Consider the following 25,278-nt stretch of genomic DNA (forward strand, 5'->3'; position numbering starts at 1 on the left):
GCCGGCAGCGCCGCGCGCAGACGAGCCGCCGCGCACTCAGCCCGCTTCGAGCAATTCCTCGATCTGGCCGAGCCGTTCCTTGCCGAAGAACATCTCCTGTTCGCCATCGCGCGGCCCGACGAACATGGTGGGGATGCCGAAGGTGCCGCGCTCGACCGCGTCGGCGGTGTTGGCGACGAGGCCGTCCTTGACCTCCTGGCTCTGCGATCGGGCGAACAGGTCCTGCGCGTCAAACCCCGCCGCAGCAATCGCCTGGCCAAGCGCGTCGGGATCGGTGATGTCCACGCCCTCCTCCCAGACCTTGGGCAGCAGCGCCTCGACAAAGCTGACCCCGCGCCCGTCCTGGTCAGCGGCATAGAGCATCCGCTGGAGCGTGATCGAGTTGAACGGGAACTTGGGGTGGAGCTTGAACTTCGTCAGCTCGTGCCGGGCGATGAAACGGCGCATTTCGAGCGCGGAATATTCGACCTTCCCCTTCACATCGGCATCGCGGATCATCGGCGGGGCATTGCCGGTGAGCTTGTGCATCCCGCCAAGGAACACCGGCGTCACGTCGAGCCCGGCCCCGGTGCGCTTGACGATGTCGCGCAGCGGCCACCAGACCAGATAGGCATTGGGACTGACGAAATCGAAAATCAGCTCGACACGCTTGGCCATGTCTGCGTTCTCCCCTGGATGCACGGGAGGTCGCACGCACGCGGGAAAAGGGCAAGCCGGGTCGGCGGAGAAAGACGGCCATCCACTGACGACCCGTTATCGTCGTTGGGCAGGGCGGACATTTTGCGACCGGAGTCGATTGATTAGGTGTCCTGATCAAAGCCTGCTAGGAGCAGTTCGCTGACGTCGGAATATGCGACGGACTTCGGATTTTGACGACCGCCGCTTGCCTTTGCTGGCCCCGGCGTAAACCAGACGACGACTTCCTTTCATCGAACGATTTTATGCACGACCGTACCGCATGTCGCGGGGCGGCATCCCAAAGCGTTCTCGAAAGGAACCATCATGAGCAAGACCGGAACCGTAAAATTCTTTAACACCGACAAGGGCTATGGCTTCATCCAGCCCGAAGACGGCTCGAATGACAGCTTCGTCCACATCAGCGCCGTCCAGGCCGCAGGCATGCAGACGCTCGAGAAGGACCAGCGCCTCAATTACGAAGTCGAAACCGGCCGCAATGGCAAGGAAAGCGCGGTCAACCTGTCCGCCGCCGACTGATCGCCTGATCGCAGTTCCTCTCGCGTGCCTGGGCGACCCGGCGCGCGAGAGGGGCACCTTCGTTCGAACCAGCCGAGAAAGCCCAGCTAATGAGCCAAACATTCGAATTCTACGATGCACGAGCGAAAGAGGCAGCGCTCAGTGCGAAAGAGGCCACGCTCGAAAATGTCAAAGAGCGCAATCTGCGCGCGGAAAAGACCTGGCGCGGCCTGGCAGACAAGGCGCGGCAGGTGGCCCTCGACCGCGCAAAGGCGGAGCGAGAAAGGGAAAAGCGCCGCATCGCGGAAACCGATTCCGTTTGATGCGTGGCGCTTGGGCGCGAAACACGCCCTGCCCTTGGCCATCACCTAATGATCTGCGCCTGCCGCAGGATCGGACAATTGCAATATCGGCGCCCTAGAGCGCCTTCATCGGCCCCAGCCCCAGCTCGATCCCCGTGCGGTCTTCGAGGGCAAAGCGGTCGAACAGATCGGCGCTGGCCTGGTTGAGCCCGACGACGCGGGTGTGGCGACCATTGCGGCGCATGCGCTCGATCACCTTTTCGAGCGCGCCAATCGCCGAGATGTCCCAGAAATGCGCCTTTGACACGTCGATCACGACATAGTGCGAGGCGTCCTCGTACTGGCTTTCGGGGCCGAGGCTGGCGATGAACTTGTCGACGCTGGCGAAGAATATCTCGCCGGTGACGATATAGACGCTCGAATTGGGGCGGCGCACGCGCTCGACGGTGAACATGTTCTTGACCTTCTGGGCGAAGAAGATGCCCGAGAGCAGCACGCCGACAAGCACGCCGAGTGCGAGGTCATGCGTCCATACCACGGTGACGACGGTAGCGATCATCACGATCGAGCTGGTCGGCGGGTGGCGGCGCAGATTGGGGATCGAGTTCCACGAGAACGTCCCGATGCTCACCATGATCATCACCGCGACAAGGGCTGGCATCGGGACCTGTCCGACCCAGGGGCCGAGCACGGTCAGCAGGAACAGCAGGAACGCGCCCGCAGTAAAGGTCGACAAGCGTCCGCGCCCGCCGCTCGCGACATTGATCACCGACTGGCCGATCATCGCGCAGCCGCCCATCCCGCCGAAGAAGGCGGTGACGAAATTGGCGATGCCCTGTCCGGCGCTCTCGCGGCGCTTGTCGCTGTCGGTGTGAGTCATGTCATCGACGATCTGCGCGGTCAGAAGGCTTTCGAGCAGGCCCACCGCTGCCATGGTCGCCGAATAGGGGGCGATGATGCGCAAAGTCTCCCAGGTCAGCGGCACGTCTGGCAAAGCGAAGACCGGCAGGCCGTCGGGCAAGGTCCCCTCGCCCGCGACATTGTTGACCGGCAGGCCCCAATAAACCGCGGCCGCCGTCAGCAGGACGATCGCGACCAGCGGGCTCGGCACCGCCTTGGTGACGCGCGGAAACAGGTAGATGATCGCAAGGCCCGCCGCGACCATCACCCAGGTCCACGGACCAACGCCCGGATTGCCCGGCATCAGCTGCGGGATCTGCGCCATGAAGATGAGGATCGCGAGCGCGTTGACGAAGCCGGTGATGACGCTGCGGCTGACGAACTGCATCAGAAGGTCGAGCCGCAGCAGCGCCGCGATCCCCTGGAAGATGCCCATCAGGATGGTCGCGGCAAACAGGTATTCGACCCCGTAATCGCGCACCAGCGGGATCACCACCACGGCCACCGCCGCGGTCGCCGCCGAGATCATGCCCGGGCGTCCGCCGGTGAACGCGATCACCATCGCGATCGCGACGCTGGCATAGAGCCCGACGCTGGGATCGACGCCCGCGATAAGGGCAAAGCCGATCGCTTCGGGGATCAGCGCGAGCGCGACGACGATGCCGGCAAGGATATCGGCGCGCGGCTGGGCGAACCAGTCGCGGCGGAACGTGTCCGCAAAGGTGGCGGTATTGGTCATGGGTCGGATGGTTTCCGCTGGATTTTCGGGTAAGCCGGGCATGGCGCAATCGCGCCGCCCTGGCAAAGGTCGAGCGCGCCTATAGGCGCTTGTGCTGCACCGCACAACCGGCCTGCCAGCCCGGCGCGGAAACCAAGCGCGCCCGAGGCGTTGCAAACCCATGGAACTTGCACATCTCGAAAGCCTCACCTGGGCCGAAGCCGCCGCGCGCCTCGCCGCGGCGACCTTCCTGCCGCTCGCGATCGGGCTGGAGCGGTTTCTCGCCAAGAAACCGATCGATTACCGCCCCTTCGTCATCATCTCGCTGGCCGCTTGCGGGCTGCTCATCGGTGCGCTCGAAATGATCGCGGGCCTCGGCGACACCACCGCGCAGATCGATCCCACACGGGTGATCGAGGGGGTCATCACCGGCATCGGCTTCATCGGTGCAGGGGCGATGTTTCGCGAAGGCAATTTCGTCCAGGGCGCAGGCTCTGCCGCGGCGATCTGGTGCGCGGGCGCGATCGGCCTCCTGTGCGGCATGGGCCAGATCGTGCTTGCCGCGGTGGTGAGCGCGGTGGTGCTGTTGCTACTGCTCGTCAGCCGCCCGCTGACCCGCGAATGGGACCCCGATTCGCACAGGCCGGGTGGCGGCAGTGACGGCGGCGGCGACTAGATCCCCGCTGCGGCCAGAGCGCGGTCAAGATCTTCGGTGAGATCGGCCACGTCCTCCAGCCCGACATTGATCCGCAGCAGCCCTTCGGTCACGCCCATGTCAATGCGCGCTTCGTCGGTCATCCCGGCATGGGTGGTGCTCGCCGGGTGGCACATCAGGCTCTTGGCATCGCCGATATTGTTCGAGATGTCGATCAGTTCGAGCGCATCGAGCACGGCGAAGGCGCGCTCGCGGGTGCCGACATCGAAGGCGAAGATCGGCCCGGTCGCGTCCATCTGCCGCAGAGCAAGTTCGTGGCGGGGATGGCTGGCAAGGCCCGGATGGCGCAGTTCGCCGCCCGCGCGCGCGATCCTCTCTTCGATGGCATGGCCGATCTCGACCGCGCTGCGGCTTTGCCGATGCGCGCGCAAGGACAATGTCTCCAGCCCCTTCATCACCACCCAGGCGTTGAACGGCGCGATATTGGGGCCGGTATTGCGCTGGAAGGGCAGGAGATATTCCTCGACCCATTGCGCGCTGCCGCACACCGCGCCTGCGAGCACGCGGCCCTGACCGTCCATCAGCTTGGTCGCGCTGTAGGCGACGACGTCAGCGCCAAATTCCATCGGGCGCTGCAATGCGGGCGAGGCAAAAGCGTTGTCGACCACCGTCGTAATGCCATGCGCGCGGGCGAGATCGCAGACATGCCTGAGATCCACCACATCGAGCGTCGGATTGGCCGGGGTCTCGAAGAAGAAGACCCGTGTATTGGGCCGGATCGCGGCTTCCCACTGGTCGTTGTCGGCGCTGTCGATCACGCTGGTCTCGATCCCGAAACGCGGCAGCAGGGAATCGACCAGCCAGCGGCACGACCCGAAGGCCGCGCGCGCGGCGACCACGTGATCGCCTGTGGAAAGCTGGCACAGCAGCGCCGCGGTCATCGCCGCCATCCCGCTCGCCTGCGCCCGGCACGCCTCTGCGCCCTCCATCAGCGCGATGCGTTCCTCGAGCATTGCCACGGTCGGGTTCTGAAGGCGCGAATAGGTCATGCCTTCGGCCTCGCCCGCAAACCGGTCGGCGACCGTCTGCGCATCGTCATAGCTGTAGCCCGAGGTGAGGAAGAGCGCCTCGCTCGTCTCGCCATGCTCGCTGCGCTGCGTCCCGCCGCGCACCGCGCGGGTCGCGGGGCGCCAGTTGCGCGTTACCGCGCGGTCCATTCCGATGGTCTTTTTCATCTCGGGCAAGGGCGTAACCGCGCAGGCCTTTGCGGGCAAGCGCTTGCCCGGCCAGCCGGTGCGCCCTAAGCCTCGGCGCCGATGGCCACGCCAAGCATTCCGCCGCCACCCGAGCGCATGAGCGCCGCGCCCGCGCCTCCGCCCCGGCCGCGCGACCCCGCGGGTCTGTGCCTGGCCTTTGCGGTTGCGTTCGCGTTGCTTGCAGGGCTGCGCATCACGGTGCCTTCGCAGCCCTTTTTCGACGAGGTTCACTACCTGCCCGCCGCGCGCGAACTGCTCGCATTGTTCGCTGGCGAGCCGGCAAGCTATGTCAATCGCGAACACCCGCTGCTGGCCAAGCTGTTGATCGCCGGAGGCATGGCGCTGTTCGGCGACAACCCCCTCGGCTGGCGGGTCGGGCCGCTTGTCGCGGGCAGCGTCGCGGTGGGCGCGATGATGCGCGCCATGTGGCATGCCAGCCAGGATCGCTTCGCGGTGCTCGCATTCGGCACGCTGCTGGTCACCGGCTTTCACCTGTTCATCCAAGCGCGCATCGCGATGCTCGATATCGTCATGCTCGCCTTTCTCGCGCTGGCTGCCTGGCAATTCGCCGCGGCGATCCGCGAGCCGGAGACCGGGCGCAGGCGGCTTGCGCTGACGGGGCTTGCGCTCGGCTGCGCGCTCGCGTCGAAATGGAACGCGGTGCCGCTCGCCATGGCGCCGGGCCTCGCCTTTTTCGCAGCCCGCCTGTCGGCAGGGCGCCGCCGCCTGTTCGCCAGCCAGCGCGGCGTTCCGGTGCCCGGGATCAGCCTTGTCGAGGCCTTCGCCTGGCTCGCCCTCCTCCCGCTCGGTGTCTATGCGCTGACCTTTGCTCCGGGATACTGGCTCGGCACCCCTTTCGCCCCCTCGCCGCTCGCCGAGGCGGGGCTGATCGGTTTCCACGGCCAGATGATCGAGCTCCAGCGGCAGGTGATCGAGCCGCACGCCTATCAGAGCCAGTGGCAGCAATGGGTCATCAATGCGCGCGGGATCTGGTATCTCTACGAGCATGTCGACGGGGCGCAGCGCGGCGTGCTGCTGATCGGCAACCCGCTGACCATGCTGATCGGCCTGCCCGCGCTCGCATGGTGCCTCGTCACCGGCATCTATCGCGGCGACTGGGCGCGGATCGCGGCCCCGCTCGGCTATGCAGCGGCGCTCGGCCTGTGGCTGATCGCGCCCAAGCCGGTGCAATTCTACTACCATTACCTTCCCGCATCGGTGTTCCTGCTGGCCGCGCTCGCGCTCGGATTGAGCGATCTGCGCAGGGCCGGATGGCGGGTCGCGGCCTGGGCGGTGCTGGCGGCAAGCGCGCTGGTCTTCGCGCTGTTCTACCCGATCATCGCGGCAGGCCCGCTCGACGGGCCGCAGAGCTTTCTTGACTGGGCGTGGTTCGCCGGCTGGCGCTAGGAGCGCCTGCCCTAGAACCGGCCCCAGACGAAGCGGCTCGACAGCGCGAAATTCCAGACCGATCCGGCCAGGATCCCGGCCATCGCGGCCAGCGCATAATGCACCCCGCCCGCTTCGAGGAAGGTCGCAAGCGCCACATTGGCGAGCGCGCCTACCGCGCAGGCAAGGCAGAACCCTGCCCAGCCCGCGATCAGCTCACGCGCCCCGCTGAGCCGCCGGTCGCCATAGGTCAGCCAGTTGTTGAGCCAGAAATTGAAGCTCATCGCTACCAGCACCGCGCTCGCCTGCGCTTGCCAGAAGGCAAGATCCATCCCCGAATGCAACGCCAGCAGCACTGCGTAATGGACCAGCACGCCGAGCGCCCCGACCGTGCCGAACAGGGCAAAGCGGGTCGGGATCACCCGGCCCAGCAGCCGGTCGTAAAGCCCGGCGAGAAAATCGAAGGCGACCGCGCGGTCAAGCTTGCTCGCGCCTTGCCGGCGGGCAGAGAATTGGAGCGGAAACTCGGTCAGCCGCAGCGGAGTGCGCGCCGTGGCGACGAGGTCGAGCAGGATCTTGAAGCCGATCCCCGACAATCGCGGCGCGAGCGCGCGGGCGGTGGCGGTGCGCAACATGAAAAAGCCGCTCATCGGGTCGGTGAGATCGACGCGGGTGACGGCGCGGGCGATGCGGTTGGCGATCTTTGTCGCGCGCTCGCGCCGCGGGTCGGCCCAGCCGTTCGTGCTCGCCCCGCGAGCAAAGCGGCTGGCAATGCAGATATCGGCCTCGTTTGCGCGCAGGACGGCGAGCATGTCGGCAAGCAAGGCGGGGTCGTGCTGGTGGTCGGCGTCCATCACCGCGACAAAGGGCGCTGCGGTGGCGCAGAACCCCTCGATCACCGCGCTGGCAAGGCCGCGCCTCCCGATCCGTTCGATCACCCGCACCCGCCCGTCGACGACCGCGATCGCGCGCGCCTCGTCGGCGGTGCCGTCCTCGCTGTGATCGTCGACCACGATCACCTCCCAGCGCTCCTCGCCCAGCGCCGCCTCGATCCGCTCGAGCAGCGGGGCGATATTGCCCGCCTCGTTGCGGGTGGGAAGGATGATGGCAAGTTCGAGCATGCGCGTGGTGTCTCGTGGCTCAGAGCCGCTCGATCACCGCATCGCCGATCGCCCGGGTTCCCGCATCGCCGCCGAGGTCGCGCCCGCGCGCCCCGTCCGCAAGCGCGCGTGCGACCGCGTTCTCGATCCGCGCGGCGGCATCGTCCAGCGCGAAGGAATGGCGCAGCATCATTGCAGCCGACAGGATCGAGGCCATCGGATTGGCCTTGCCGGTTCCGGCAATGTCGGGCGCGCTGCCATGGATCGGCTCGTAAAGGCCGAAGACGCCGTGCGCGGTGCGCCTCTCGCCGACAGAGGCGCTGGCGAGCAGCCCGATCGAGCCGACCGCCGCGCTGGCAAGGTCGGACAGGATGTCACCGAACAGATTGCCGGTGAGGATCACGCTGAAGCGCGCCGGATTGCTGATGATCTGCATCGCGGCATTGTCGACATACATGTGATCGAGCGCGATGTCGGGATGCGATCCGGCCGCCTCGCGCACGGTGTCGCGCCAGACCTGGCTGGTTTCGAGCACATTGGCCTTGTCGACATTGGTGACCCGCCCCTGCCCGTCCGATGCGCTGGCGCGCGCCGCGCGAAATGCGACGCGGGCGATCCGCGCGACCTCGGTTTCGCTGTAGCGCATCATGTCCCAGCCCTCGCGGCTGCCATCGGAGGCGGTGCGCTCGCCTTTTTCGCCGAAATAGACATCGCCGGTAAGCTCGCGCACGATCAGCAAATCGAGGCTGCTCGCAAGCTCGCCCTTCAATGGCGAGAGGTGTTCGAGCCCGGGAAAGACCTTTGCAGGACGCAGGTTGGCGAACAGTTCGAGCTCCTTGCGCAGCCCCAGGATCGCCTGTTCGGGCCGCAGCGCGCGTTCGAGACCGTCGCATGCGGGATCGCCCACCGCGCCGAACAGCACCGCGTCCGCCTCGCGCGCCATGGTCAGCGTTTCGGGCGGGAGCGGCTGGCCGTGACGCTTGTAGGCGATGCCGCCGACATCGCCTTCGAACACGGTGAGGCCGGGCAGGCCGAGAGCGTCGAGCACGCGCAGCGCCTCGCCGGTCACTTCGGGCCCGATCCCGTCCCCTGACAGGACTGCAATCTTCACGTTTCTTCCCCCTCCTGCACCATGCGCGCCAGCCTCTGGCCGAGCGCCGTGCGCGCGGCCATAACATCGCGGCGGGTGGCCGCAAGCAAGTGGTCGCGGATCGGCCTGTGGAGCGCGCGAAACTGCTCCAGAAGGCCGGCGAAATCCTCGTCCTCGCGCGGCCGCGCGCCGCCATAGCCCAGTTCGCGCAGCAGCATGGTCTCATACATCACCATCACCGAAAGCCAGCCGCGCGCGCTCGGCGCGTGACAGATCGCGGTGAGCAGCGCGTCGAGCCCTGCATAAAGCGATGGGTATGGGTTGCGCTCGGGCAGCGTGCTCGCGGTGAGCGCGCTGGCCCAGCCGATCGCGGCGGCGGGGAGCGGCTCGGTCATCCACGGCGCGCGGCTTTCCGCCAGTTCGAGCCGGGCAAAGGGCAGCTGGCTGTCCGACTTCGCCGACAATTCGACCGCCAGCGCATTGCCCGGGATCAGCAGCGGCCGCATACGCCGCCCGCGCCCGCCTGCGACATAGGCGGCGATCAGGCCGTGCTCCTCGGTCAGCAGCCGCGCTATCGCGGCGGTCTCGCCATGGCTGCGCGAAGCGACGAGAATGGCAGGCGCGCTCAGATGCATGGTGGCCAATGCATGGTGACAGGCGGTGCCTAGCCGGCCGGATCGAGGCCCAGCACCCGCTCGATGAAGGCGGCCTGGGCGCGGTAATAGAACAGCTGGTTGGACAGCTTGCGCCAGCCATGCCCTTCGTCGGGGATGCGGATGAAGGGCGCCTCGATGCCATTGGCGCGCAGGGTGGTGACCATCACCTCGGTCTCGGCAATGTCGATGCGCGGATCCATCACGCCGTGCGAGAACAGCACCGGCACGGTGATCTGGTCGGCCTTTCGGATCGGCGAATTGACCGCATAGAACTCGCGCCAGCGCAGCTCGGTGATGTCGCCATATTCGATCCGGTCCGCCGCCTTCAAAGCGGGCGAAGCGATTTCGAGCGCAGTGACCCAGTCGGCCACGCCATAGAGCGAGACACCGGCGGCGAACTCGCCCGGATATTCGGCCAGCACCGCGTTCACCGCATAGCCGCCATAGGAGCCGCCCATCACCGCCGCGCGGCTGCCATCGACAAGGCCGTCAGCCGCCAGGGCGCGCTTGAGATCAACCAGGTCGCGGATCGAATCGAGCCGCTTTTCGCGGTCGTCGAGCATGGCATAGCTGCGGCCCAGCCCGGTCGAGCCGCGGATATTGGGTTCGAACATCGCGACCCCGCGCCCGGCATGATATTGCGCGATCGGGTCATAGGTCGCCTGCGACTGCGCGGAAGGCCCGCCATGGACGCTGAACAGGACCGGAGGCGCATCGGCGCCCGTTCCTGCCCCCGCGGGCAGATAGAGCAGGCCCTGCAATTCGACCCCGTCGCGCGCGGTGTAGCGCACCACTTGTGGGCGCACGAGCCGTTCGGGGTCGAGCCCTGCCAGATTGGCGGCAAAGACACGCTCGGCGCTTTCGAGCATCGGGTTGGTCATCCAGATCTCGCCCGGCGTGCGCCAGCCATTGACCCGGATCATCAGCCTGCCATCCGCCTCGCAGTCGAGCGAATACTTGCCCTCCGGCAAAGCGGGCATGGCAATCGGGCGCTTTTCGGTGACGTGCCAGCCGCCAAGCTCGTCGAAACCGTCGCGGTTGTGTGTCCAGTAGAGGTAGGAACCGCCCTCGCCCGGGCCGCACAGTTCGAGGTTCTCGACATCGGCATCGGCCTCGAACACCGTCTCGAAGGCGCGCGCATCGAGATCGTAGAAGGCGAGCGAGCCGAACTCGCGCCCGATATTGGTCGAGAAATAGAAGCCGCGCGAATTGGGCCACCAGGCAAAACCGCCCAATGTGTGGCTGGCGCGGTCCGCGACCGGGGGCTGCGAGATTGTCTCCATCGACCGGGTCTCGAGGTCGAGAAGGTAGAGATTGTCCGCATCCTCGCCGACGATTGCGGTCACCAGCGCATATCGGCCATCGGGCGAAACCGATTGCGGGACAAGGCCCAGCTCGCTCTGGACGATCAGTTCGCTGGTCCCATCGAGCGTGCCGCGATAGATGTCGAAGACGCCGGTGCCGCGCGCGGTCGAGGCGTAGATGAAGCTGCCATCGGCGGCGAAATCGCCGAAGATGCGGAAATCGCCGGCTTGCGCGGGCAGGACTTCGCTTTCTTCCATCCCGTCAGGCGTGAGAGCGAAATAGCCGGGCTGTTCGTTGCCGTCGCGATCGGCGGAATAGAACAGGCGGCCGCCATCGGGGGTCCAGACGGGTGCGCTCACCCCGGTTTCGAAGGTCACCTGGCGCGGGCTTCCGCCGCTGGCAGGCATGACCCACAATTCGCTTTGCCCGGTCACGTCCCAGGAAAAGGCGATCCATTCGCCGTCGGGCGAAAGATTGGCCGCCCCCGCCCCGCCAGCGAGCAGGAAGCGCGCGATATCGGCCGGATATTCGCCTGCGCGCCCGATCGTGATCGCCGACCCGTCGGGCTCGGTCGCCTCGATCGACATGTCGGCACCCTTTGCGCCGCCATAGCTTTCGGACGCGTCGCTGCCCGTTTCCTGCGCACTGACGCTGGCCGCGGCAAGGAGCGCGAGAATGCTGGTGAGCGGGAATCGGATCATGGCGCGGGGCCCCCTTGGCTGGTCAGGCAGGCAGCCTAGGCCATCGCCCCTCTCATGCAAGAATGTCGTGTGAAATCGTCGTGCAGCTCAGCGCGAGCGTGACCCGCGTCTTCACGCCTTGGCGCAGCTGTCCTGCGAGGGTTTGCGCGCAGCCTCCTTGGAAGCGCGCACCGCCATCGCCTCGCCCCGCTGCATCGACCAGTTCTTCTGCATCCGCACCTCGGGATTGGGCGCGCACCAGATCTCGCCGGTGGCATCGATCGCGGTGACCCAGAGCAGGTTGTGCTCCTGCCCGTAATCGATCACGGCGAGCGCGTGCCCGTCGCCGCGTCCAAGAACATGGAGCGGTATGGGCGGATTGAGCTGGGTGAGCATTGGCAGGTTCCTCTCTGCCAATCCAACCGCGAGAGGGCGGCCTTTGTTCCCCGCCTGGTGCGGTTCAGTCGCCGGCGTGGCGGGCTTCAAGCTCGGCCACGCGCGCTTCGAGGGCATCGGCCTGTTCGCGCGCCTTTTGCGCCATCGCCTTGACCGTTTCGAATTCCTCGCGGCTGACGAAATCGATTCCGCCCATCGCTTCGCGCAGGCGTTCGCGCGCGCTTTCGCGGGCTTCGCGGGTCATTCCCGCCATGGTGCCCGCCGCGCTGTTGGCGAGCTTGACGAGGTCGGCGATCATCGGGTTTTCGCTTTGCATGGACTGTCAGATGGCCTTGCCCGCCGCGTTTGTCCAGACCTGCGGCGAGGCTAGAGCTCGATCCGCTCGACAGCGCCGTCATCGATCTGCGCATCGGCCCCCGGATTGGCGGCGATGAACTGGTAGTTGAGCACCATCGCGAACAGCGTCCAGGCGAGATAGGGCACCAGCAGCAGCGCCGCGATCCGGCGGATGCGCCAGAACAGCGCGATCACCGCGACCAGGCTGGCATTGACATAGACCAGCACCCAGAGCGCCGCGTCTATGTCCTGGAGCGCGAAGAAGACCGGGCTCCAGGCCAGGTTGCCGAGGAAATGGAGGCCGAACACCACCAGAGCGAGCCCGCGGCCGAACGCGCCCCATGCGCTCGCGACCAGTGCGAGCGCGAGGCCGATCATCACGTAGAGCACCGACCACACGATCCCGAACAGATAGGGCGGCGGGAAGATCGCAGGCTTGTCGAGGTTCTGGAACCAGACCGTGTTGGGACTGCCGAGCCCGCCCGAAAGGAAGCCGAGCAGCACCACCAGCGGCACCATGAACAGCGACCAGCGCAGGAAGCTTGCACGCAATTGCGCCTTGGAAGCCAGAAAGGTCATCGTTTCTCCTGCCGCGTGCCGGGGCTGGCGCGACCGGGCTGGTTTGAGCCTTGCCGCCTGCCTGTCGGGGGTTGTGCGCGATTCGCATGCGAACAGCGCAGCGGCGGCGATACACGACCGCTCTGGCAGCGCCAAACGCTCCGCTCGCGCGCGGCTCGCGCCGGGACAGATTGCCTCCCCGTCCCGCGGCAAGGTGCGCTTGCGCCCGCCATATGGTAGCACCGCCACATTCCTGCCGCGATTCGCGGGGAGGCGCCTTTTGGCAGGACAATGCGGCGCCCCTCGGTCAGAGAGGAGCCTGCCTGCCGCGTGCGGGCGGGTTGAAGAGAGGGGAACACACAACTCATGAAAAAGACAAATTTCGCATCGATGCTCGCCGTTGCCGGCGGCCTGGCCGTGGCCACCGCGGCGTGCTCCGCACCGGCCGATGACGACGCCACCGATGCCGACATGATGTCGGTCGAAGAGGCCGAGGACATGGCCGACGAAGCCGCAGAGGAAGCTGCCGAAGACGTTGCCGAGGCGGCTTGCGAAGCGGCTGACGAGGCCGGTTGCTGCGCCGCCGAACATTGCTGCGCCGCATCGTGCGACGCTGCCTGATCGCGGCTTGATCACGGCGCTGATGCGTCAGACCGACGGCCGGCGGCAGCCCTGGTTGCCGCCGGCCGTTTGTCGCCTGCCGCTTGCCCGGCGCCACGTTTTCGCCAGACTGCCGGCCAGACCATGACCGTCCAGGACGCAGCCGACACCGTCATCGCGACCATCACGCAGATGGCCGCCGAAAGCCGCCCGCTCATGCTGCGCGTGGTGCCCGAGGACGGCGCGACCCACTGGACCCACTATCCCAGGAAGGACGCGCGCGATGCGCATTGCCAGTCGCGCTGGTATTACCACGTCCACGCCCCCGGATCGCGCGACTGCGACCCGGACGAGCACGGCCATTTCCACCTGTTCCTGCACCGCTCGCAATTGCCGGAAGGGCTCGAACCCAAGGTCTGGCCACCGCAGGGCGAGGATTGCAAGGCGCATGTCGCGCATATCGTCGCGCTCGCGATCGACCGGTCCGGGATCCCCAAGAGCTGGTTCACGGTCAATCGCTTCGTCACCAACGAATTTCTCTACCCGGCCGATGTGATGATCGCGCATCTGGACGATTTCTGCGTCGATCACACGAAGGAGGACGACCTCGTGAACCGCTTCGTCACCGCGATGGTGGCGCTCTACCGCGAGGAGATCGCCGAGCTGCTGCGCGAGCGCGATACGCGCCAGGCCCGGCTCGCGGCCGAGTTCGGCGACAAGGCCTATGAGAAGGAAAGCGGCGTCGAGGTGCTCTCGCAGGTCGCGATCGACCTCGATGAAAAGCTCGCGAGCCTCGTTGCAGGCTAGGTGCGCACGGCGCTGACGAGGAATTCGACATTGCCCTGCGGCCCGGTGATCGGGCTTTCGACAATGCCTTCGATGTCCCAGCCAAGCCCTTCGAGCCATTGGCGAATCTCGTCGCAGACGCGTTCGCGCAGGGCGCGATCGCGGACCACTCCGCCCTTGCCGACCTCGTGGCGTTCTACCTCGAATTGCGGCTTTATCAGCGCCACCAGCCGGCATCGCCGCGCCGCGAGTTCGAGCGGGCGTTCGAGCACCTTGGCAAGCCCGATGAAGCTTGCATCGCACACCACCCAGTCGCACTCTTTCGTGATGTGATCGCGGGTCAGGATGCGCGCGCTGGTCTGTTCGAGCACGGTCACGCGCTCGTCCTGCCGCAACTTCCAGGCAAGCTGGTTGGTGCCGCTATCGACCGCGAAGACATGGGCCGCGCCGTTCTGCAGGAGCACGTCGGTAAAGCCCCCGGTCGAAGAGCCGATATCCATCGCCACCGCGCCTGCCGGATCGAGGCCGAAATGCGCGATCGCATGGGCCAGCTTGATCCCGCCGCGGCTGACCCAGGGATGGTCGCGTCCGCGCACTTCGAGCGGGGCATCCTCGGCGATCTGCTGGCCGGGCTTTGCGATCTTCGTCTCGCCCGAAAACACCAGTCCCGCCATCACCAGCGCCTGTGCACGGGTGCGGCTTTCGGCGAGCTCGCGGGTCACCAGGAGGTGATCGACGCGCGACTTGGGGGATTTTTGGTGGCTGCTCATGGACCCAAATGCCGTTAGCGCGCATTGGGTAGGCATGAAAGCGACTTACCTTCATACCTCCGCAGCGATCGCGCTCACCTTTGCCATCGCCGCCTGTGTCCCGCAGTCCGAAGCGCCCGCGCCAACGCCGCCGCCGGTGGTCTTGGAACCCGCGCCCGAGCCGGCCCCTGCGCCCCCTCCCCCGCCGCCGGTTGTCGAGGAGCCGGTCTATGACAACTATCTCGACGCGCCGCAGACGCCGGGTGACTGGAATTACGCGGCCTCCAGCAGTGGGACGAGCGCGCGCTTCGTTTCCAATGGCCAGACCCTATTCGCGATAAGCTGCATCGCCGGTCCCCGCCGGATCACGCTATCGCGCGAGAATATCGGCTATCACGCCAGCGCGCTGATGAGCATCGAGACCGAGACCACGCGCCGCGCCTTCGACGCGCGGCCCGGCGAGACGCGCAACGCGCTCAGCGTCCCGCTCGCTCCGAACGACCCGCTGCTCGACGCGATGGCGATCACCAAGGGACGCTTTGCTGTCGGGGTCGAGGGCGAGCGCACGCTCTACCTGCCTGCCTGGGTCGAGGTGAGCCGCGTGATCGAGGATTGCAGGTAGGGTTATTCCGTCGGTGTTCGCCCGTCCGGGCGATGTCCTCGGTGCTGTTCCCGCGCGCCTGGCGAGGACGTGACCCCGGATGGGGCACGCAAACAGAGACCGATTCTATCCGTTAATATCCACAGGCTGTCGACAGGCCGTGCACAGATCTGTCCCGCGAATGAAAAGCGCCCGAGGTCTCCCTCCGGCGCCAAGCCTGCGTCCGATATGCAACGGCCATCGAGTATGACGTGGGAAAACTTATATTCAAGTCTTGTCTTGGGGGCCCGGGGGACTCAATTATGTGCACGAGGCCAGCGGCAAACGCGGTTCTCGGCCCCCGGTGAAACGGTTTCAGGGTCTTGGCTTTCAAGCGCGAAAGGAGGTGATCCGATGTCTCATGGTTCAGTAGAGAGGTCGGCAAGTTTCCGCGCGGGGTATATTCGGTAATCACGACTACCGAGTAAGACTCCGTGAGCGGCGCCTTGCTGCCGCTGACCATGAAAGGGCGTTTCCCGCGACGGGCGGGAGACGCCCTTTTCATTTCCCTTGCGCGCTCAAGCGCTGCCGGGCGCATTCGCGCCCTTGGTGCCACCCGCTGCGCGAGCGGCAAACGCCCAGAGAAGGTGAAGACGCGGGCGCGTCTGGGCACAACGAAATCGCCTCCCGCGCGGCACGCCACAAATCTTGCGATTATCCGCTCCCAAGATTAAGCGCATCCCCCATGAAATTCACCACCATCCCTCACCCGCAGCCCACCCATGACCACGCCCGCGAAGCGGCGATCCAGGACCCGGGTTTCGGCACTGTCTTCACCGACCACATGGTCACCATCGATTACGACGAGGCCAAGCGCGGCTGGCACACTGCAACGCTCGGCCCGCGCGAGCCGATCGCGCTCGATCCGGCGGCGAGCGTGCTGCATTACGCGCAGGAAATCTTCGAGGGCATGAAGGCCTATAACCACGAAGATGGCGGGCTTTGCCTGTTCCGCCCGGAAGAGAACGCGCGCCGCTTCAATGCCAGCGCGCGGCGCATGGCGATGCCCGAAATTCCCGAGGACCTGTTCCTCGAAGCGGTCACCAGGCTGGTCGAGAAGGACGCGGCCTGGATGCCGCCGATAGAGGGCGGATCGCTCTACATCCGCCCCTTCATGTTCGCCTCCGAAGCCTTTCTCGGAGTGCGCCCGGCCAGGCAGTACAAGTTCGTGGTGATCCTCGTATCCAGCGGAAATTACTTCAAGAAAGGGGTCAACCCGGTCAAGATCTGGGTCAGCCAGGACTATGTCCGCGCAGCCCCGGGCGGCACCGGCGCTGCCAAGACCGGCGGAAATTACGCTGCCAGCCTCGTGCCCCAGGCCGAGGCGATCCGCCATGGCTGCGACCAGGTCGTCTTCCTCGACGCGGTCGAGAAGAAATGGGTCGAGGAACTGGGCGGCATGAACCTGTTCTTCATCCGCCGCGACGGCAGCGTCATCACCCCTCCGCTTACCGGAACGATCCTGCCCGGCATCACCCGCGACACGCTGATCGCGATGCTGCGCGAAGAGGGCCTCGAAGTGCGCGAGGAACCCTATTCGATCACCCAATGGCGCGAGGAAGCGGAAAGCGGCGAATTGCTCGAAGTGCTCGCCTGCGGCACGGCTGCGGTGGTCACGCCGGTCGGCACGGTCGCCTCGCCCGCTGGCGAGTTTACCATCGGCACCGGCGGGACCGGCCAGATGGCGGCCAAGATGCGCGAAAGGCTCGTTGGCCTCCAGCACGGCCGCGTCGAGGACAGGCACGGCTGGGTGACGCGGGTTTGAGCCATGCCTGACCCGATCACGGTCGCCGCGCTCTACCAGTTCACCGCGTTCGAAGACCCCGCGCACCTTCGCGCACCGCTTTTCGCCGCGTGCGAGGAGGCGGGCGTCAAGGGAACGATCCTGCTCGCGCGCGAGGGGATCAACGGCACCATCGCCGGGGATGAGGCGGGCATTTCCGCGGTGCTCGACCGCATCCGCGCCCTGCCCGGCTGCGCCGGTCTCGAGGTGAAATTTTCGGCCGCCGACACGCCGCCCTTTGCGCGCATGAAGGTGCGATTGAAGCGCGAGATCGTGACCATGGGCGAACCCGATATCGACCCGCGCGCCAGCGTCGGGCGCTATGTCGATCCTGACGACTGGAACGCGCTTATCTCGGACCCGGACACGCTCGTGATCGACACGCGCAACGATTACGAGGTCGCGGTCGGCAGCTTCGAGGGCGCGGTCGACCCCAAGACGCCGAGCTTCCGCGATTTTCCCAGGTGGTTCCGCGACAACCGCGAGGAATTGCTCGCCGGCAAGAAAAAGGTCGCGATGTTCTGCACCGGCGGCATCCGCTGCGAGAAATCGACCAGTTTCCTGCGCGCCGAAGGCGTCGAGGAGGTGTTCCACCTCAAGGGCGGCATCCTCAAATATCTCGAGACCGTTCCCGAGGAAGAGAGCAAGTGGCACGGCGATTGCTTCGTCTTCGACGAGCGCGTGACCGTGCGCCACGGCCTTCAAACCGGCGATTATGGCCTGTGCCGCGCCTGTCGCCGCCCGGTGAGCCTGTCGGACCGCGCATCGCCCGCCTTCGAGGAAGGCGTGTCGTGCCCGGCATGCTTTGACGAGCGCACCGAGGAACAGCGCGCCCGCTATCGCGAACGCCAGAGACAGGAAAATCTCGCCCGAAAGCGCGGAACCGCCCATGTCGGCGCGCAGTTGGACAAGGGCGATGACTAAAGCCCCCCCTGTCCTCTACTCCTTCCGCCGCTGCCCCTATGCGATGCGCGCGCGCATGGCGCTTTGGATCGCTGGCGTCACAGTGACCTTGCGCGAGGTGAAGCTCGCCGACAAGCCGCCCGAACTTGCCGAGGCGAGCCCCAAGGCGACGGTGCCGGTGCTGGTGCTCGCCGATGGCACGGTGATCGATGAAAGCATCGCGATCATGCGCTGGGCGCTTGCCCGGTCCGACCCCGAGGGCTGGCTCGCAGGCGACGATGCGGAACTGATCGCGCGCAATGACGGGCCGTTCAAGCACCATCTCGACCGCTACAAATATCCCAACCGCTATCCGGACGAGGCGGGCGGCGATGAGGCGACCTTCCGCTACGATCACCGATCTTGCGGGCTGGCGATCCTCTCAGATCTCGATACGCGGCTGGGCGGGCGCAGGAACCTGTGCGGCGAGCGCCGGATGCTCGCCGATATCGCGCTGTTTCCGTTCATCCGCCAGTTCGCCAACACCGACCGCGAGTGGTTCGACGCACAAGGCCTGCCGCACCTGCACGAATGGCTGGAACGCCACCTGGCCAGCGACCTGTTTGCCGCGATCATGCCGAAATTCGCGCCATGGAAATCGGGCGATCCGCCCATCGCCTTCGGACCGTGAGGCAAATTCGATCACTGTGAGCGAGCATCGCTGTTGGCGAAGCGGCGCGCGCATCCCGATCTTGGTCGCAAGCACTCCGCACACAGGGAGACACGACCATGATCGACCTTCGCCCTTTCGACACGCTCGGCGCAGCCGACCACGGCTGGCTCGATGCGCGCCACCACTTTTCCTTTGCCCGCTATCACGACCCTGCGCGCACGCATTGGGGCGCCTTGCGGGTGTGGAACGACGACACCATCGCCGCCAATACCGGCTTTCCCACCCATCCGCACAGCGACATGGAGATCATCACCTATGTGAGGAGAGGCGCGATCACGCACCGCGACAGCATGGGCAATGAAGGCCGCACCGAGGCGGGCGACGTGCAGGTCATGAGCGCCGGGAACGGGATCGAGCATTCCGAATGGAATCGCGAGGATACCGAGACCACCCTGTTCCAGATCTGGATCATTCCCGACCAGCGCGGCGGCGAGCCGTCATGGGGCGCGAGGAAATTCCCCGCGCACGATCGCTCGGGCCAGTTCGTGCCGCTGGCAAGCGGCATTGCCGGCGATGACGCGGCACTGCCGATCCGCGCTGATGCGCGCGTGGCCGGCGCCAGCCTGCGCGCGGGCGAAAGCGTGACCTACGCGCCGTCCGATCCGGGCCGTCATCTCTATCTGGTCCCCGCGACAGGCAAGGTGTCGATCACCGATGGCAGCGGCGAGGTCTCCGCCAGCGCGCGCGATGGCGCGGCGATCACCGATGCCGGCGCGATCACCGTGACCGCGCTCGAAGACAGCGAGGTGGTGCTGGTCGACGCGGCCTGATCTGCGGATCGATTATCGGAGGCGGCGCTGCCTAGCGGTCCAGGCTATCGGGCAGCGCCGCCTTCAATTCGGCAATCCACAGATCGGCCACCGCGTCCGAGGGCGCGCGCCAGTCTCCGCGCGGGGACAGCGCGCCTTGCGAGGAGACCTTGGGCCCGTTGGGCATGGCGCTGCGCTTGAATTGCGAAAACTCGAAGAACCGCTTGAGGAACACCTCGAGCCAGTGCGCGATCTCTTCCAGATCATATTCGAGCCGGTGCTGGTCATCATCGCCGATCGGCCACTCGCCCTGGTCGGCATCGTGCCAGGCGTGCCAGGCGAGAAAGGCGATCTTGCCCGGTCGCTGGCCATAGCGCACGCAGTGGTGGAGGAAGAAATCATGCAGCGCATAGGGGCCGATCGTTCCCTCGGTGCTCTGGATTTCCTCGTCCTCGCCCACGGGGACCAGTTCGGGCGAGATTTCCGTGCCGAGCACCGCGCGCAGCACCTCGCTCGCATCGGGAAGGAATTGCTCGGTGCGGATAGTCCAGCCGATCAGATACTGGATCAGCGTCTTGGGAACGCCCGAATTGACCCCGTAATGGCTCATCTGGTCGCCCACGCCATAGGTGCACCAGCCAAGCGCCAGTTCGGACAGGTCGCCGGTGCCGATGACAAAGCCGCCGTGATGCCCCGCAAGCCGGAACAGGTAATCGGTGCGAAGCCCTGCCTGGACGTTTTCAAAGGTGACGTCGTAGACCGTGCCATCCTCCGGCTCCTCGCCGGTGGCGAAGGGGTGGCCCATATCGCTGAGCATCTGCCGCGCAGCCGGCTTGATATCGATCTCTTCGGCGGTGATGCCGAAAGCTTCCATCAGCTTCCAGGCATTGGACTTGGTGCCCTCGGATGTGCCGAAGCCGGGCATGGTGTAGCCGCGAATGGCACTGCGCGGCATTCCGAGCCGGTCGCAGGCCTTGGCCGCAACGATCAGCGCGTGGGTCGAATCGAGCCCGCCCGAAATGCCGATGATCAGGCTCTTCGCCCCGGTTGCCTGGATCCGCCGCATCAGCGCATCGACCTGGATGTTGAACGCCTCGTAGCAATCCTCGTCGAGCGTCTTGGGATTGTTGGGCACGAAGGGGAATCGGCGCAGCGGCCGTTCGAGCCCGATATCGCCCGCCTCGTAGGCGTGTTCGAACACGATTCGGCGATAGCTTTCCTCGGGCCTGCCATTGGCATCGGCAGCATCGCCGAAGGTCTTGTTGCGCAGCCGCTCGCCGACGATCCGGTCGGTATCGACATCGACCACGCACAGTTCGGGGTCGAGATCGAAGCGCACGCTTTGCGCCAGCAGCGCGCCCATCTCGTAGACCACGCCCTGCCCGTCCCAGCCGAGGTCGGTGGTGCTTTCCCCGTGGCCGCTGGCCGAATAGACATAGGCGCAGATCGCGCGCGAGGAGGTGGCGCGGCAATGCATGTGGCGATCATCGGCGCGCCCGATGGTGATCGGCGATGCAGACAGGTTGCAGATGATGTGCGCGCCCGCCATCGCGGCAAGGTCGCCCGGCGGATAGGGCGCCCAGAAATCCTCGCAGATCTCCGCTGCAAAGGTGAAACCGGGCAGGTTCGCGGCGGCAAAGACCAGGTCGACGCCGAAGGGCACTTCCTCGCCATTGATCGCGATCCACAGGTCGCGGCAATCGCGGCCATGGCTGAAATAGCGCTTCTCGTAGAACTCGCGGTAATTGGGCAGGTAGCTCTTGGGCACCACGCCGAGAACTTCGCCGCGCGCGATCACCACCGCGCAATTGTAGAGCTTGTCATAACGCTTTAGCGGGGCGCCGATCACCAGGACAGGGGTGAGATCGGCGCATTGTTCGGCAATCGCGGCGATCGCGCGCTCGCTCGCATCCTGGAGTGCGCCCTGGAGCAGCAGGTCGTCGATCGCATAGGACGAGACCGAAAGCTCGGGATAGACGATCAGGTCGACGTTCTGGTCGTGGCCCTTGCGCGCCTCGGCGACGATACCCTCGATATTGAAGGCGATGTCGGCGGTGCGGTGGCACGGTGTCGCGGTGGCAACCCGCACGAAGCCGTGCGCGTGCATGTCGAAAAAGTCGTTTTTGTCAGCCATTGAGGGTCGCGTTCTTCATCATTGTCAGTGCTCTTTCAAGCGCGGCGATGCGCACGCCGTCGCGTCCGCGCTTGCCGAAATGGTCCTCGCAGGTCGCGCAATGGCCGTCCGGGCCGATCACGGCGAAGTGGACGAGACCTTCTTCATCGCCCGCGGCCCCCGGTCCAGCAAAGCCGGTGACCGACACGACGATGTCGGCGCGCGAGCGGCGTCTTGCGCCCATGGCCATGGCGCGCGCGACCGGTTCGCTCACCGCGCCGCAATCGTCGATCACTTCGCGGCTGAGGCCGAGCAGGTCGCACTTGGCCGCATCGCTATAGGTGACGAAACCGCGTTCGAAGACGTGGCTCAGCCCCTCGACATCGGTGAGAAGCGCGGCGAGCAGCCCGCCGGTGCAGCTTTCGGCGGTGGCAATCGCCAGGTCGCGGTCATGCGCTGCCTGCAAGACCTCCCTTGCCAGGCTCTCGATCCTCTCGGGCAGGATCGGCCCGAGCGTTTCGCTCGCGCCGCTCATGCAGCCAGCAGGTCATAGGCTTCGGGGCTGGCTTCGAGCAGTTCGAGCAGCCCGCGTTCGTGGCGGGTCTGGTAACGTGTGGCGCGCGGCAGGTTGAGCCCTTCGCGCCAGTCTTCCCATCCGTTCTCGCGGCTGAGCAGGTCGATCACCGCCGGGTGGATATAGCTCGAGCGCGCGACCGCGGGCGTGTTGCCGAGCCTCTCGGAGACCTCGTCGAGCACCGCCTTGATCGTCGGACGCTCGCTGGCATCGGCCAACATGGCAAAGGCGAGCACGCTGGCGTGCCAGGTGCGAAAGCTCTTGGCGGAAAATTCATCGCCGATGGTCTCGCGCAGATAGGCGTTGACGTCGTCGCTGCCGATCGGCTGGCGCGCGCCGTCCTCGTCGTAATACTGGAACAGGTGCTGGCCGGGCACGTCGCGCGCATCCTCGACCGCGCGGGCGAGCGCCTCGTCCTCGAGCGTGACGCAGCGTTCCTTGCCGCCCTTGCCGGTAAAGCACAATTCGACCGTGCTGCCCTCGATCGTCGCGTGGCGGTCGCGCAGGGTCGATGCGCCAAAGGACTTGTTGGTCTTCTTGTAGATCTCGTTGCCGATCCGCACGAAACCCATGTCCAGAAGCCGCACGACCGCCGCGAGCACGCGCTCGCGGGTGGCGGTGTCGCCCTCGATATCGGCTTCGATCCGTTTGCGAATGGCGGGCAGGCTTTCGCCGAACTGGCGACAGCGGTCGAATTTCTCGCTTTCGCGCAGCAGGCGGAAATCCGGGTGGTAGCGATATTGCTTGCGTCCGGCCTCGTCATAGCCGGTGGCAAGGATGTGACCATTGGCGAAGGTGCAGAACCATTCGTCGCGATAGGCCGGCGGCAGGGCGATCGCGTTGAGCCGTTTCTTTTCCCGGCGGCAGCGGATCAGTTCGCCTTCGGGCGTGTAATAGGCAAAGCCCCGCCCCGCGCCCTTGCGGGTGATCCCCGGCAGGCTGTCATCGACATAGACGATCTTCTCCATGCCTAAGCAAATGCTCGGAGCCGCCAGTGCGTTCCGCCTTGCGGTGCGATTGCCATGCGGCCTAGTCATGCGTCAGAAATTGACGCCCGCGACAACCAGGAGCGAATGCATATGGCCGATCCCACCTACACCCCGCCCAAGGTCTGGAACCCCGACACTTCGAGCGGCGGCCGCTTTGCCGGGATCAACCGCCCCACCGCCGGCCCGCGCGAGGACAAGGACCTGCCGCGCGGGGACAATCCCTTCCAGCTTTATTCGCTCGCCACGCCCAACGGCGTGAAGGTGACGATCCTGTTCGAGGAATTGCTGGAAAAGGGGCACAGGGGCGCCGAGTACGATGCCTGGACGGTCAATATCGGCGAAGGCGAACAGTTCACCAGCGGCTTTGTCGCGATCAATCCCAATTCGAAGATCCCCGCTCTCGTCGATGCCAGCGGCGACACCGATATCCGCGTGTTCGAAAGCGGCGCGATCCTCGTCCATCTGGCGGAGAAATTCGGCGAGTTCCTGCCCACCGACCCGGCCCCGCGCGCCGAGGTGATGAGCTGGCTGTTCTGGCAGGTCGGCACCGGCCCCTTCATCGGCGGCGGCTTTGGGCATTTCTACGCCTATGCGCCGGAAAAATACCAGTATCCGATCGATCGCTATGCGATGGAGACCAAGCGCATCTTCGATGTCGCCGACCGCCAGCTGGCCGAGACGCGCTATCTTGCGGGCGAGGATTACACCATCGCCGACATGGCCAATTTCGCTTGGCTCGCGCCGTTCGTCGCGGGCAAGATCTACAACGAGGCGAGCACCTTCCTCGCGATCCACGAATATGAGAACGTGGCGCGCTGGGCGCGCGAGATCGCCAAGCGGCCCGGGGTCCGCCGCGGGAGGCTGGTCAACAAGGTCTGGGGCGACGAGGACCAGCAATTGCCCGAACGCCACGCTGCATCCGATTTCGACGCGCTGAGGCTCGATTTCGAGGTCTGATGAGGGGCCGCTGGCAGGGCCTCGGCACGCACCGGCGCACAAGCGCGGCAAACACCCTTCACATCTGCGCCCGGCACGCTATATCCGCGCGCTCTGCTGGGGTGTAGCCAAGTGGTAAGGCACCGGTTTTTGGTACCGGCATTCGCAGGTTCGATCCCTGCCACCCCAGCCATTCCACCGGAAAAAATCGAAGCGATTACCGCCGTGCCGCGATCACTTCGCGGGCGAGCGCGCGGCCTGATAGCCAGGCGCCTTCGACCCGCGGGGAGTGGAGGTAATCGCCCGCTATCCCGATGCCCGTGCCCGGATCGAAGCGTGCATGTGCGCCCTTGGCCGCCTCGGGCCTGGCATAAAGCCAGCGATGCGCTGCGAGGTGGATGGGTGCGACTGGCGCAATGCCGGTCTGCGTGACGAAATCCCCGAGCAGCACGCGCGCCGCCTCATCCTTTGACAAGTCGATGATTTCGCGGCTGCGGGCGGGCGAGGCGTGGATCACCCAGGTCTCGCTTCCGGCGCGCGCGGGCTTGGCCGAATTGCGCGCGGCCCATGCGACCGGCCCTTCATTGGATTGCACCGTGTCGCTGTCGATCTCCAGCCTCGCGTCAAAGCCCGCCATCACCGCCCAGCACGGCTGCGAATGCACGCCGGCGGCCACCGCGGCAAGATCGGGCGCGGCTGGTTCGAGCAACGCTGCGGCCTGTTCGGCAGGGACCGCGACAAGCACATTGTCGGCGGTGAAAGCCTCGTCGCCCGTTGTCACGCGCCAGCGACCGTCGTTCTCGCGCGCGAAGCTCTCGGCGCGCACGCCCCAGCACATGTCGAGCGGCTGTGCCATCGCCCTTAGCGGTGCGTTCATGCCGGGGGTGCCGATCCACGCCTCGTCGCCAGCAGCCGGCCATGGCGCGACCACGCCCTGCCCTGCCCAGCCGGCGACCGTGGCGCGAAAATCCTCGTCGCGCGCAGTGAAATATTGCGCGCCGTGATCGAAACCGACCTCCTGCCCATCAATCTCCGCGCGCCGCGCTGCCATGCGCCCGCCCGGTCCGCGACCCTTGTCGAGCACGCGCACGCCGCACCCCGCTTCGCGCAGTGCGCTCGCGCAGGCGAGCCCGGCCATGCCGCCGCCGATCACGAGAATTTCGCTGTGTGTGTCGTCCATCGCTTTCAAACGCGCCAGGCGGCAGGCGGTTT

The 25,278-nt window shown here is 66.1% G+C and carries 27 protein-coding genes and 1 tRNA gene; 13 read left to right on the forward strand and 15 right to left on the reverse strand.

Annotation, left to right across the window (positions count from 1 at the left end):
• Positions 1-36: 36 nt before the first annotated feature.
• Complete coding sequence (locus ACKTSM_RS10510) at positions 37-657, reverse strand: 2-hydroxychromene-2-carboxylate isomerase (RefSeq protein WP_407874601.1); 621 nt, start codon at positions 655-657, stop codon at positions 37-39.
• Positions 658-1,002: 345 nt separating this feature from the next.
• Here ACKTSM_RS10510 and ACKTSM_RS10515 point away from each other — a divergent pair, with 345 nt between their 5' ends.
• Both ACKTSM_RS10515 and ACKTSM_RS10520 read left to right on the forward strand, forming a co-directional pair.
• On the forward strand, positions 1,003-1,215 hold the full coding sequence (locus ACKTSM_RS10515) for a cold-shock protein (protein ID WP_407874602.1): 213 nt from the start codon (positions 1,003-1,005) through the stop codon (positions 1,213-1,215).
• A gap of 89 nt (positions 1,216-1,304) precedes the next feature.
• Positions 1,305-1,517: a hypothetical protein gene (locus tag ACKTSM_RS10520; RefSeq protein ID WP_407874603.1), complete on the forward strand. Its 213-nt coding sequence runs from the start codon at positions 1,305-1,307 to the stop codon at positions 1,515-1,517.
• A 94-nt stretch (positions 1,518-1,611) separates the two neighbouring features.
• On the opposite strand, the gene ACKTSM_RS10525 is transcribed toward ACKTSM_RS10520, so the two are convergent.
• The gene (locus tag ACKTSM_RS10525) at positions 1,612-3,135 is read right to left on the reverse strand and encodes a SulP family inorganic anion transporter (protein ID WP_407874604.1); all 1,524 of its coding nucleotides are present in this window, start codon (positions 3,133-3,135) and stop codon (positions 1,612-1,614) included.
• A gap of 160 nt (positions 3,136-3,295) precedes the next feature.
• On the opposite strand from ACKTSM_RS10525, the gene ACKTSM_RS10530 reads away from it, so the two are divergent.
• Complete coding sequence (locus ACKTSM_RS10530; protein WP_407874605.1) at positions 3,296-3,790, forward strand: MgtC/SapB family protein; 495 nt, start codon at positions 3,296-3,298, stop codon at positions 3,788-3,790.
• On the opposite strand, the gene ACKTSM_RS10535 is transcribed toward ACKTSM_RS10530, so the two are convergent.
• Positions 3,787-5,004: a trans-sulfuration enzyme family protein gene (locus ACKTSM_RS10535; protein ID WP_407874606.1), complete on the reverse strand. Its 1,218-nt coding sequence runs from the start codon at positions 5,002-5,004 to the stop codon at positions 3,787-3,789. The genes ACKTSM_RS10530 and ACKTSM_RS10535 overlap by 4 nt on opposite strands.
• A gap of 81 nt (positions 5,005-5,085) precedes the next feature.
• Between ACKTSM_RS10535 and ACKTSM_RS10540 the strand changes: the two genes are divergently transcribed.
• On the forward strand, positions 5,086-6,432 hold the full coding sequence (locus tag ACKTSM_RS10540) for a phospholipid carrier-dependent glycosyltransferase (RefSeq protein ID WP_407874607.1): 1,347 nt from the start codon (positions 5,086-5,088) through the stop codon (positions 6,430-6,432).
• A gap of 11 nt (positions 6,433-6,443) precedes the next feature.
• Here ACKTSM_RS10540 and ACKTSM_RS10545 read toward each other — a convergent pair whose 3' ends face one another.
• The 7 genes from ACKTSM_RS10545 to ACKTSM_RS10575 form a co-directional block, all read right to left on the reverse strand.
• A complete protein-coding gene (locus ACKTSM_RS10545; protein WP_407874608.1) occupies positions 6,444-7,532 on the reverse strand; it encodes a glycosyltransferase in 1,089 nt (362 codons plus the stop codon).
• A gap of 19 nt (positions 7,533-7,551) precedes the next feature.
• The gene (gene leuB, locus ACKTSM_RS10550) at positions 7,552-8,622 is read right to left on the reverse strand and encodes a 3-isopropylmalate dehydrogenase (RefSeq protein ID WP_407874609.1); all 1,071 of its coding nucleotides are present in this window, start codon (positions 8,620-8,622) and stop codon (positions 7,552-7,554) included.
• Positions 8,619-9,236, reverse strand: a complete 618-nt coding sequence (locus ACKTSM_RS10555; protein ID WP_407874610.1) for a DNA repair protein RecO — start codon at positions 9,234-9,236, stop codon at positions 8,619-8,621. The genes leuB and ACKTSM_RS10555 overlap by 4 nt, the downstream gene beginning before the upstream one ends.
• A 29-nt stretch (positions 9,237-9,265) precedes the next feature.
• Positions 9,266-11,263: a prolyl oligopeptidase family serine peptidase gene (locus ACKTSM_RS10560; protein WP_407874611.1), complete on the reverse strand. Its 1,998-nt coding sequence runs from the start codon at positions 11,261-11,263 to the stop codon at positions 9,266-9,268.
• Between the two features lie 111 nt (positions 11,264-11,374).
• Positions 11,375-11,638 carry a hypothetical protein gene (locus ACKTSM_RS10565; protein ID WP_407874612.1) on the reverse strand — a complete coding sequence of 88 codons (264 nt, stop codon included), beginning with the start codon at positions 11,636-11,638 and terminating at the stop codon, positions 11,375-11,377.
• Between the two features lie 64 nt (positions 11,639-11,702).
• Positions 11,703-11,954, reverse strand: a complete 252-nt coding sequence (locus ACKTSM_RS10570; RefSeq protein WP_407874613.1) for an accessory factor UbiK family protein — start codon at positions 11,952-11,954, stop codon at positions 11,703-11,705.
• Between the two features lie 50 nt (positions 11,955-12,004).
• Positions 12,005-12,553: a TspO/MBR family protein gene (locus ACKTSM_RS10575; RefSeq protein WP_407874614.1), complete on the reverse strand. Its 549-nt coding sequence runs from the start codon at positions 12,551-12,553 to the stop codon at positions 12,005-12,007.
• A gap of 345 nt (positions 12,554-12,898) precedes the next feature.
• Here ACKTSM_RS10575 and ACKTSM_RS10580 point away from each other — a divergent pair, with 345 nt between their 5' ends.
• Both ACKTSM_RS10580 and ACKTSM_RS10585 read left to right on the forward strand, forming a co-directional pair.
• Positions 12,899-13,153, forward strand: a complete 255-nt coding sequence (locus ACKTSM_RS10580) for a hypothetical protein (protein WP_407874615.1) — start codon at positions 12,899-12,901, stop codon at positions 13,151-13,153.
• Positions 13,154-13,276: 123 nt separating this feature from the next.
• Positions 13,277-13,939 (forward strand): DUF6969 family protein, encoded by a 663-nt coding sequence (locus ACKTSM_RS10585; protein WP_407874616.1) that lies wholly within the window; start codon positions 13,277-13,279, stop codon positions 13,937-13,939.
• Here the strand turns inward: ACKTSM_RS10585 and ACKTSM_RS10590 are convergent.
• Complete coding sequence (locus ACKTSM_RS10590) at positions 13,936-14,688, reverse strand: TlyA family RNA methyltransferase (RefSeq protein WP_407874617.1); 753 nt, start codon at positions 14,686-14,688, stop codon at positions 13,936-13,938. The genes ACKTSM_RS10585 and ACKTSM_RS10590 overlap by 4 nt on opposite strands.
• A gap of 34 nt (positions 14,689-14,722) precedes the next feature.
• On the opposite strand from ACKTSM_RS10590, the gene ACKTSM_RS10595 reads away from it, so the two are divergent.
• The 5 genes from ACKTSM_RS10595 (at position 14,723) to ACKTSM_RS10615 (ending at position 19,475) form a co-directional block, all read left to right on the forward strand.
• Positions 14,723-15,289 carry a hypothetical protein gene (locus ACKTSM_RS10595; RefSeq protein WP_407874618.1) on the forward strand — a complete coding sequence of 189 codons (567 nt, stop codon included), beginning with the start codon at positions 14,723-14,725 and terminating at the stop codon, positions 15,287-15,289.
• A 703-nt stretch (positions 15,290-15,992) separates the two neighbouring features.
• Positions 15,993-17,072, forward strand: a complete 1,080-nt coding sequence (locus ACKTSM_RS10600; protein WP_407874619.1) for a branched-chain amino acid aminotransferase — start codon at positions 15,993-15,995, stop codon at positions 17,070-17,072.
• Positions 17,073-17,075: 3 nt separating this feature from the next.
• The gene (locus tag ACKTSM_RS10605; RefSeq protein ID WP_407874620.1) at positions 17,076-18,014 is read left to right on the forward strand and encodes a rhodanese-related sulfurtransferase; all 939 of its coding nucleotides are present in this window, start codon (positions 17,076-17,078) and stop codon (positions 18,012-18,014) included.
• A complete protein-coding gene (locus ACKTSM_RS10610; RefSeq protein WP_407874621.1) occupies positions 18,007-18,663 on the forward strand; it encodes a glutathione S-transferase in 657 nt (218 codons plus the stop codon). The genes ACKTSM_RS10605 and ACKTSM_RS10610 overlap by 8 nt, the downstream gene beginning before the upstream one ends.
• Positions 18,664-18,761: 98 nt before the next feature.
• On the forward strand, positions 18,762-19,475 hold the full coding sequence (locus ACKTSM_RS10615) for a pirin family protein (RefSeq protein WP_407874622.1): 714 nt from the start codon (positions 18,762-18,764) through the stop codon (positions 19,473-19,475).
• 31 nt (positions 19,476-19,506) lie between these two features.
• On the opposite strand, the gene ACKTSM_RS10620 is transcribed toward ACKTSM_RS10615, so the two are convergent.
• Genes ACKTSM_RS10620 through ACKTSM_RS10630 form a run of 3 tightly spaced genes read right to left on the reverse strand, consistent with a single transcriptional unit; the run spans position 19,507 to position 23,109 of the window.
• A complete protein-coding gene (locus ACKTSM_RS10620; RefSeq protein WP_407874623.1) occupies positions 19,507-21,588 on the reverse strand; it encodes an NAD(+) synthase in 2,082 nt (693 codons plus the stop codon).
• Positions 21,581-22,102 carry a CinA family protein gene (locus ACKTSM_RS10625; RefSeq protein ID WP_407874624.1) on the reverse strand — a complete coding sequence of 174 codons (522 nt, stop codon included), beginning with the start codon at positions 22,100-22,102 and terminating at the stop codon, positions 21,581-21,583. The genes ACKTSM_RS10620 and ACKTSM_RS10625 overlap by 8 nt, the downstream gene beginning before the upstream one ends.
• On the reverse strand, positions 22,099-23,109 hold the full coding sequence (locus ACKTSM_RS10630; protein ID WP_407874625.1) for a DNA topoisomerase IB: 1,011 nt from the start codon (positions 23,107-23,109) through the stop codon (positions 22,099-22,101). The genes ACKTSM_RS10625 and ACKTSM_RS10630 overlap by 4 nt, the downstream gene beginning before the upstream one ends.
• A gap of 111 nt (positions 23,110-23,220) precedes the next feature.
• Here ACKTSM_RS10630 and yghU point away from each other — a divergent pair, with 111 nt between their 5' ends.
• Together yghU and ACKTSM_RS10640 are read left to right on the forward strand one after the other, a co-directional pair.
• Entirely contained in the window at positions 23,221-24,087 is an 867-nt protein-coding gene (gene yghU, locus ACKTSM_RS10635; protein WP_407874626.1) for a glutathione-dependent disulfide-bond oxidoreductase, read from the forward strand.
• Between the two features lie 97 nt (positions 24,088-24,184).
• Positions 24,185-24,259: transfer RNA gene (locus ACKTSM_RS10640), tRNA-Gln, on the forward strand.
• A 24-nt stretch (positions 24,260-24,283) separates the two neighbouring features.
• Here the strand turns inward: ACKTSM_RS10640 and ACKTSM_RS10645 are convergent.
• A complete protein-coding gene (locus ACKTSM_RS10645) occupies positions 24,284-25,246 on the reverse strand; it encodes an NAD(P)/FAD-dependent oxidoreductase (RefSeq protein WP_407874627.1) in 963 nt (320 codons plus the stop codon).
• Between the last annotated feature and the right edge of the window lie 32 nt (positions 25,247-25,278).

It is taken from the genome of Qipengyuania nanhaisediminis, assembly GCF_045862805.1.
Taxonomy (GTDB): domain Bacteria; phylum Pseudomonadota; class Alphaproteobacteria; order Sphingomonadales; family Sphingomonadaceae; genus Erythrobacter; species Erythrobacter nanhaisediminis_A.

Bases quoted from the DNA above. Each gene is read 5' to 3' on its own strand.
- ACKTSM_RS10615 (WP_407874622.1), top strand. From the start codon at position 18,762: ATGATCGACCTTCGCCCTTTCGACACGCTCGGCGCAGCCGACCACGGC.
- ACKTSM_RS10645 (WP_407874627.1), bottom strand. From the start codon at position 25,246: ATGGACGACACACACAGCGAAATTCTCGTGATCGGCGGCGGCATGGCC.
- ACKTSM_RS10605 (WP_407874620.1), top strand. From the start codon at position 17,076: ATGCCTGACCCGATCACGGTCGCCGCGCTCTACCAGTTCACCGCGTTC.
- ACKTSM_RS10555 (WP_407874610.1), bottom strand. From the start codon at position 9,236: ATGCATCTGAGCGCGCCTGCCATTCTCGTCGCTTCGCGCAGCCATGGC.
- ACKTSM_RS10595 (WP_407874618.1), top strand. From the start codon at position 14,723: ATGAAAGCGACTTACCTTCATACCTCCGCAGCGATCGCGCTCACCTTT.
- ACKTSM_RS10525 (WP_407874604.1), bottom strand. From the start codon at position 3,135: ATGACCAATACCGCCACCTTTGCGGACACGTTCCGCCGCGACTGGTTC.
- ACKTSM_RS10570 (WP_407874613.1), bottom strand. From the start codon at position 11,954: ATGCAAAGCGAAAACCCGATGATCGCCGACCTCGTCAAGCTCGCCAAC.
- ACKTSM_RS10565 (WP_407874612.1), bottom strand. From the start codon at position 11,638: ATGCTCACCCAGCTCAATCCGCCCATACCGCTCCATGTTCTTGGACGC.
- ACKTSM_RS10585 (WP_407874616.1), top strand. From the start codon at position 13,277: ATGACCGTCCAGGACGCAGCCGACACCGTCATCGCGACCATCACGCAG.
- ACKTSM_RS10545 (WP_407874608.1), bottom strand. From the start codon at position 7,532: ATGCTCGAACTTGCCATCATCCTTCCCACCCGCAACGAGGCGGGCAAT.
- ACKTSM_RS10560 (WP_407874611.1), bottom strand. From the start codon at position 11,263: ATGATCCGATTCCCGCTCACCAGCATTCTCGCGCTCCTTGCCGCGGCC.
- ACKTSM_RS10520 (WP_407874603.1), top strand. From the start codon at position 1,305: ATGAGCCAAACATTCGAATTCTACGATGCACGAGCGAAAGAGGCAGCG.
- ACKTSM_RS10610 (WP_407874621.1), top strand. From the start codon at position 18,007: ATGACTAAAGCCCCCCCTGTCCTCTACTCCTTCCGCCGCTGCCCCTAT.
- ACKTSM_RS10530 (WP_407874605.1), top strand. From the start codon at position 3,296: ATGGAACTTGCACATCTCGAAAGCCTCACCTGGGCCGAAGCCGCCGCG.
- ACKTSM_RS10600 (WP_407874619.1), top strand. From the start codon at position 15,993: ATGAAATTCACCACCATCCCTCACCCGCAGCCCACCCATGACCACGCC.
- ACKTSM_RS10630 (WP_407874625.1), bottom strand. From the start codon at position 23,109: ATGGAGAAGATCGTCTATGTCGATGACAGCCTGCCGGGGATCACCCGC.
- ACKTSM_RS10510 (WP_407874601.1), bottom strand. From the start codon at position 657: ATGGCCAAGCGTGTCGAGCTGATTTTCGATTTCGTCAGTCCCAATGCC.
- ACKTSM_RS10515 (WP_407874602.1), top strand. From the start codon at position 1,003: ATGAGCAAGACCGGAACCGTAAAATTCTTTAACACCGACAAGGGCTAT.
- ACKTSM_RS10625 (WP_407874624.1), bottom strand. From the start codon at position 22,102: ATGAGCGGCGCGAGCGAAACGCTCGGGCCGATCCTGCCCGAGAGGATC.
- ACKTSM_RS10580 (WP_407874615.1), top strand. From the start codon at position 12,899: ATGAAAAAGACAAATTTCGCATCGATGCTCGCCGTTGCCGGCGGCCTG.
- ACKTSM_RS10535 (WP_407874606.1), bottom strand. From the start codon at position 5,004: ATGAAAAAGACCATCGGAATGGACCGCGCGGTAACGCGCAACTGGCGC.
- ACKTSM_RS10590 (WP_407874617.1), bottom strand. From the start codon at position 14,688: ATGAGCAGCCACCAAAAATCCCCCAAGTCGCGCGTCGATCACCTCCTG.
- ACKTSM_RS10620 (WP_407874623.1), bottom strand. From the start codon at position 21,588: ATGGCTGACAAAAACGACTTTTTCGACATGCACGCGCACGGCTTCGTG.
- ACKTSM_RS10540 (WP_407874607.1), top strand. From the start codon at position 5,086: ATGGCCACGCCAAGCATTCCGCCGCCACCCGAGCGCATGAGCGCCGCG.
- ACKTSM_RS10575 (WP_407874614.1), bottom strand. From the start codon at position 12,553: ATGACCTTTCTGGCTTCCAAGGCGCAATTGCGTGCAAGCTTCCTGCGC.
- yghU (WP_407874626.1), top strand. From the start codon at position 23,221: ATGGCCGATCCCACCTACACCCCGCCCAAGGTCTGGAACCCCGACACT.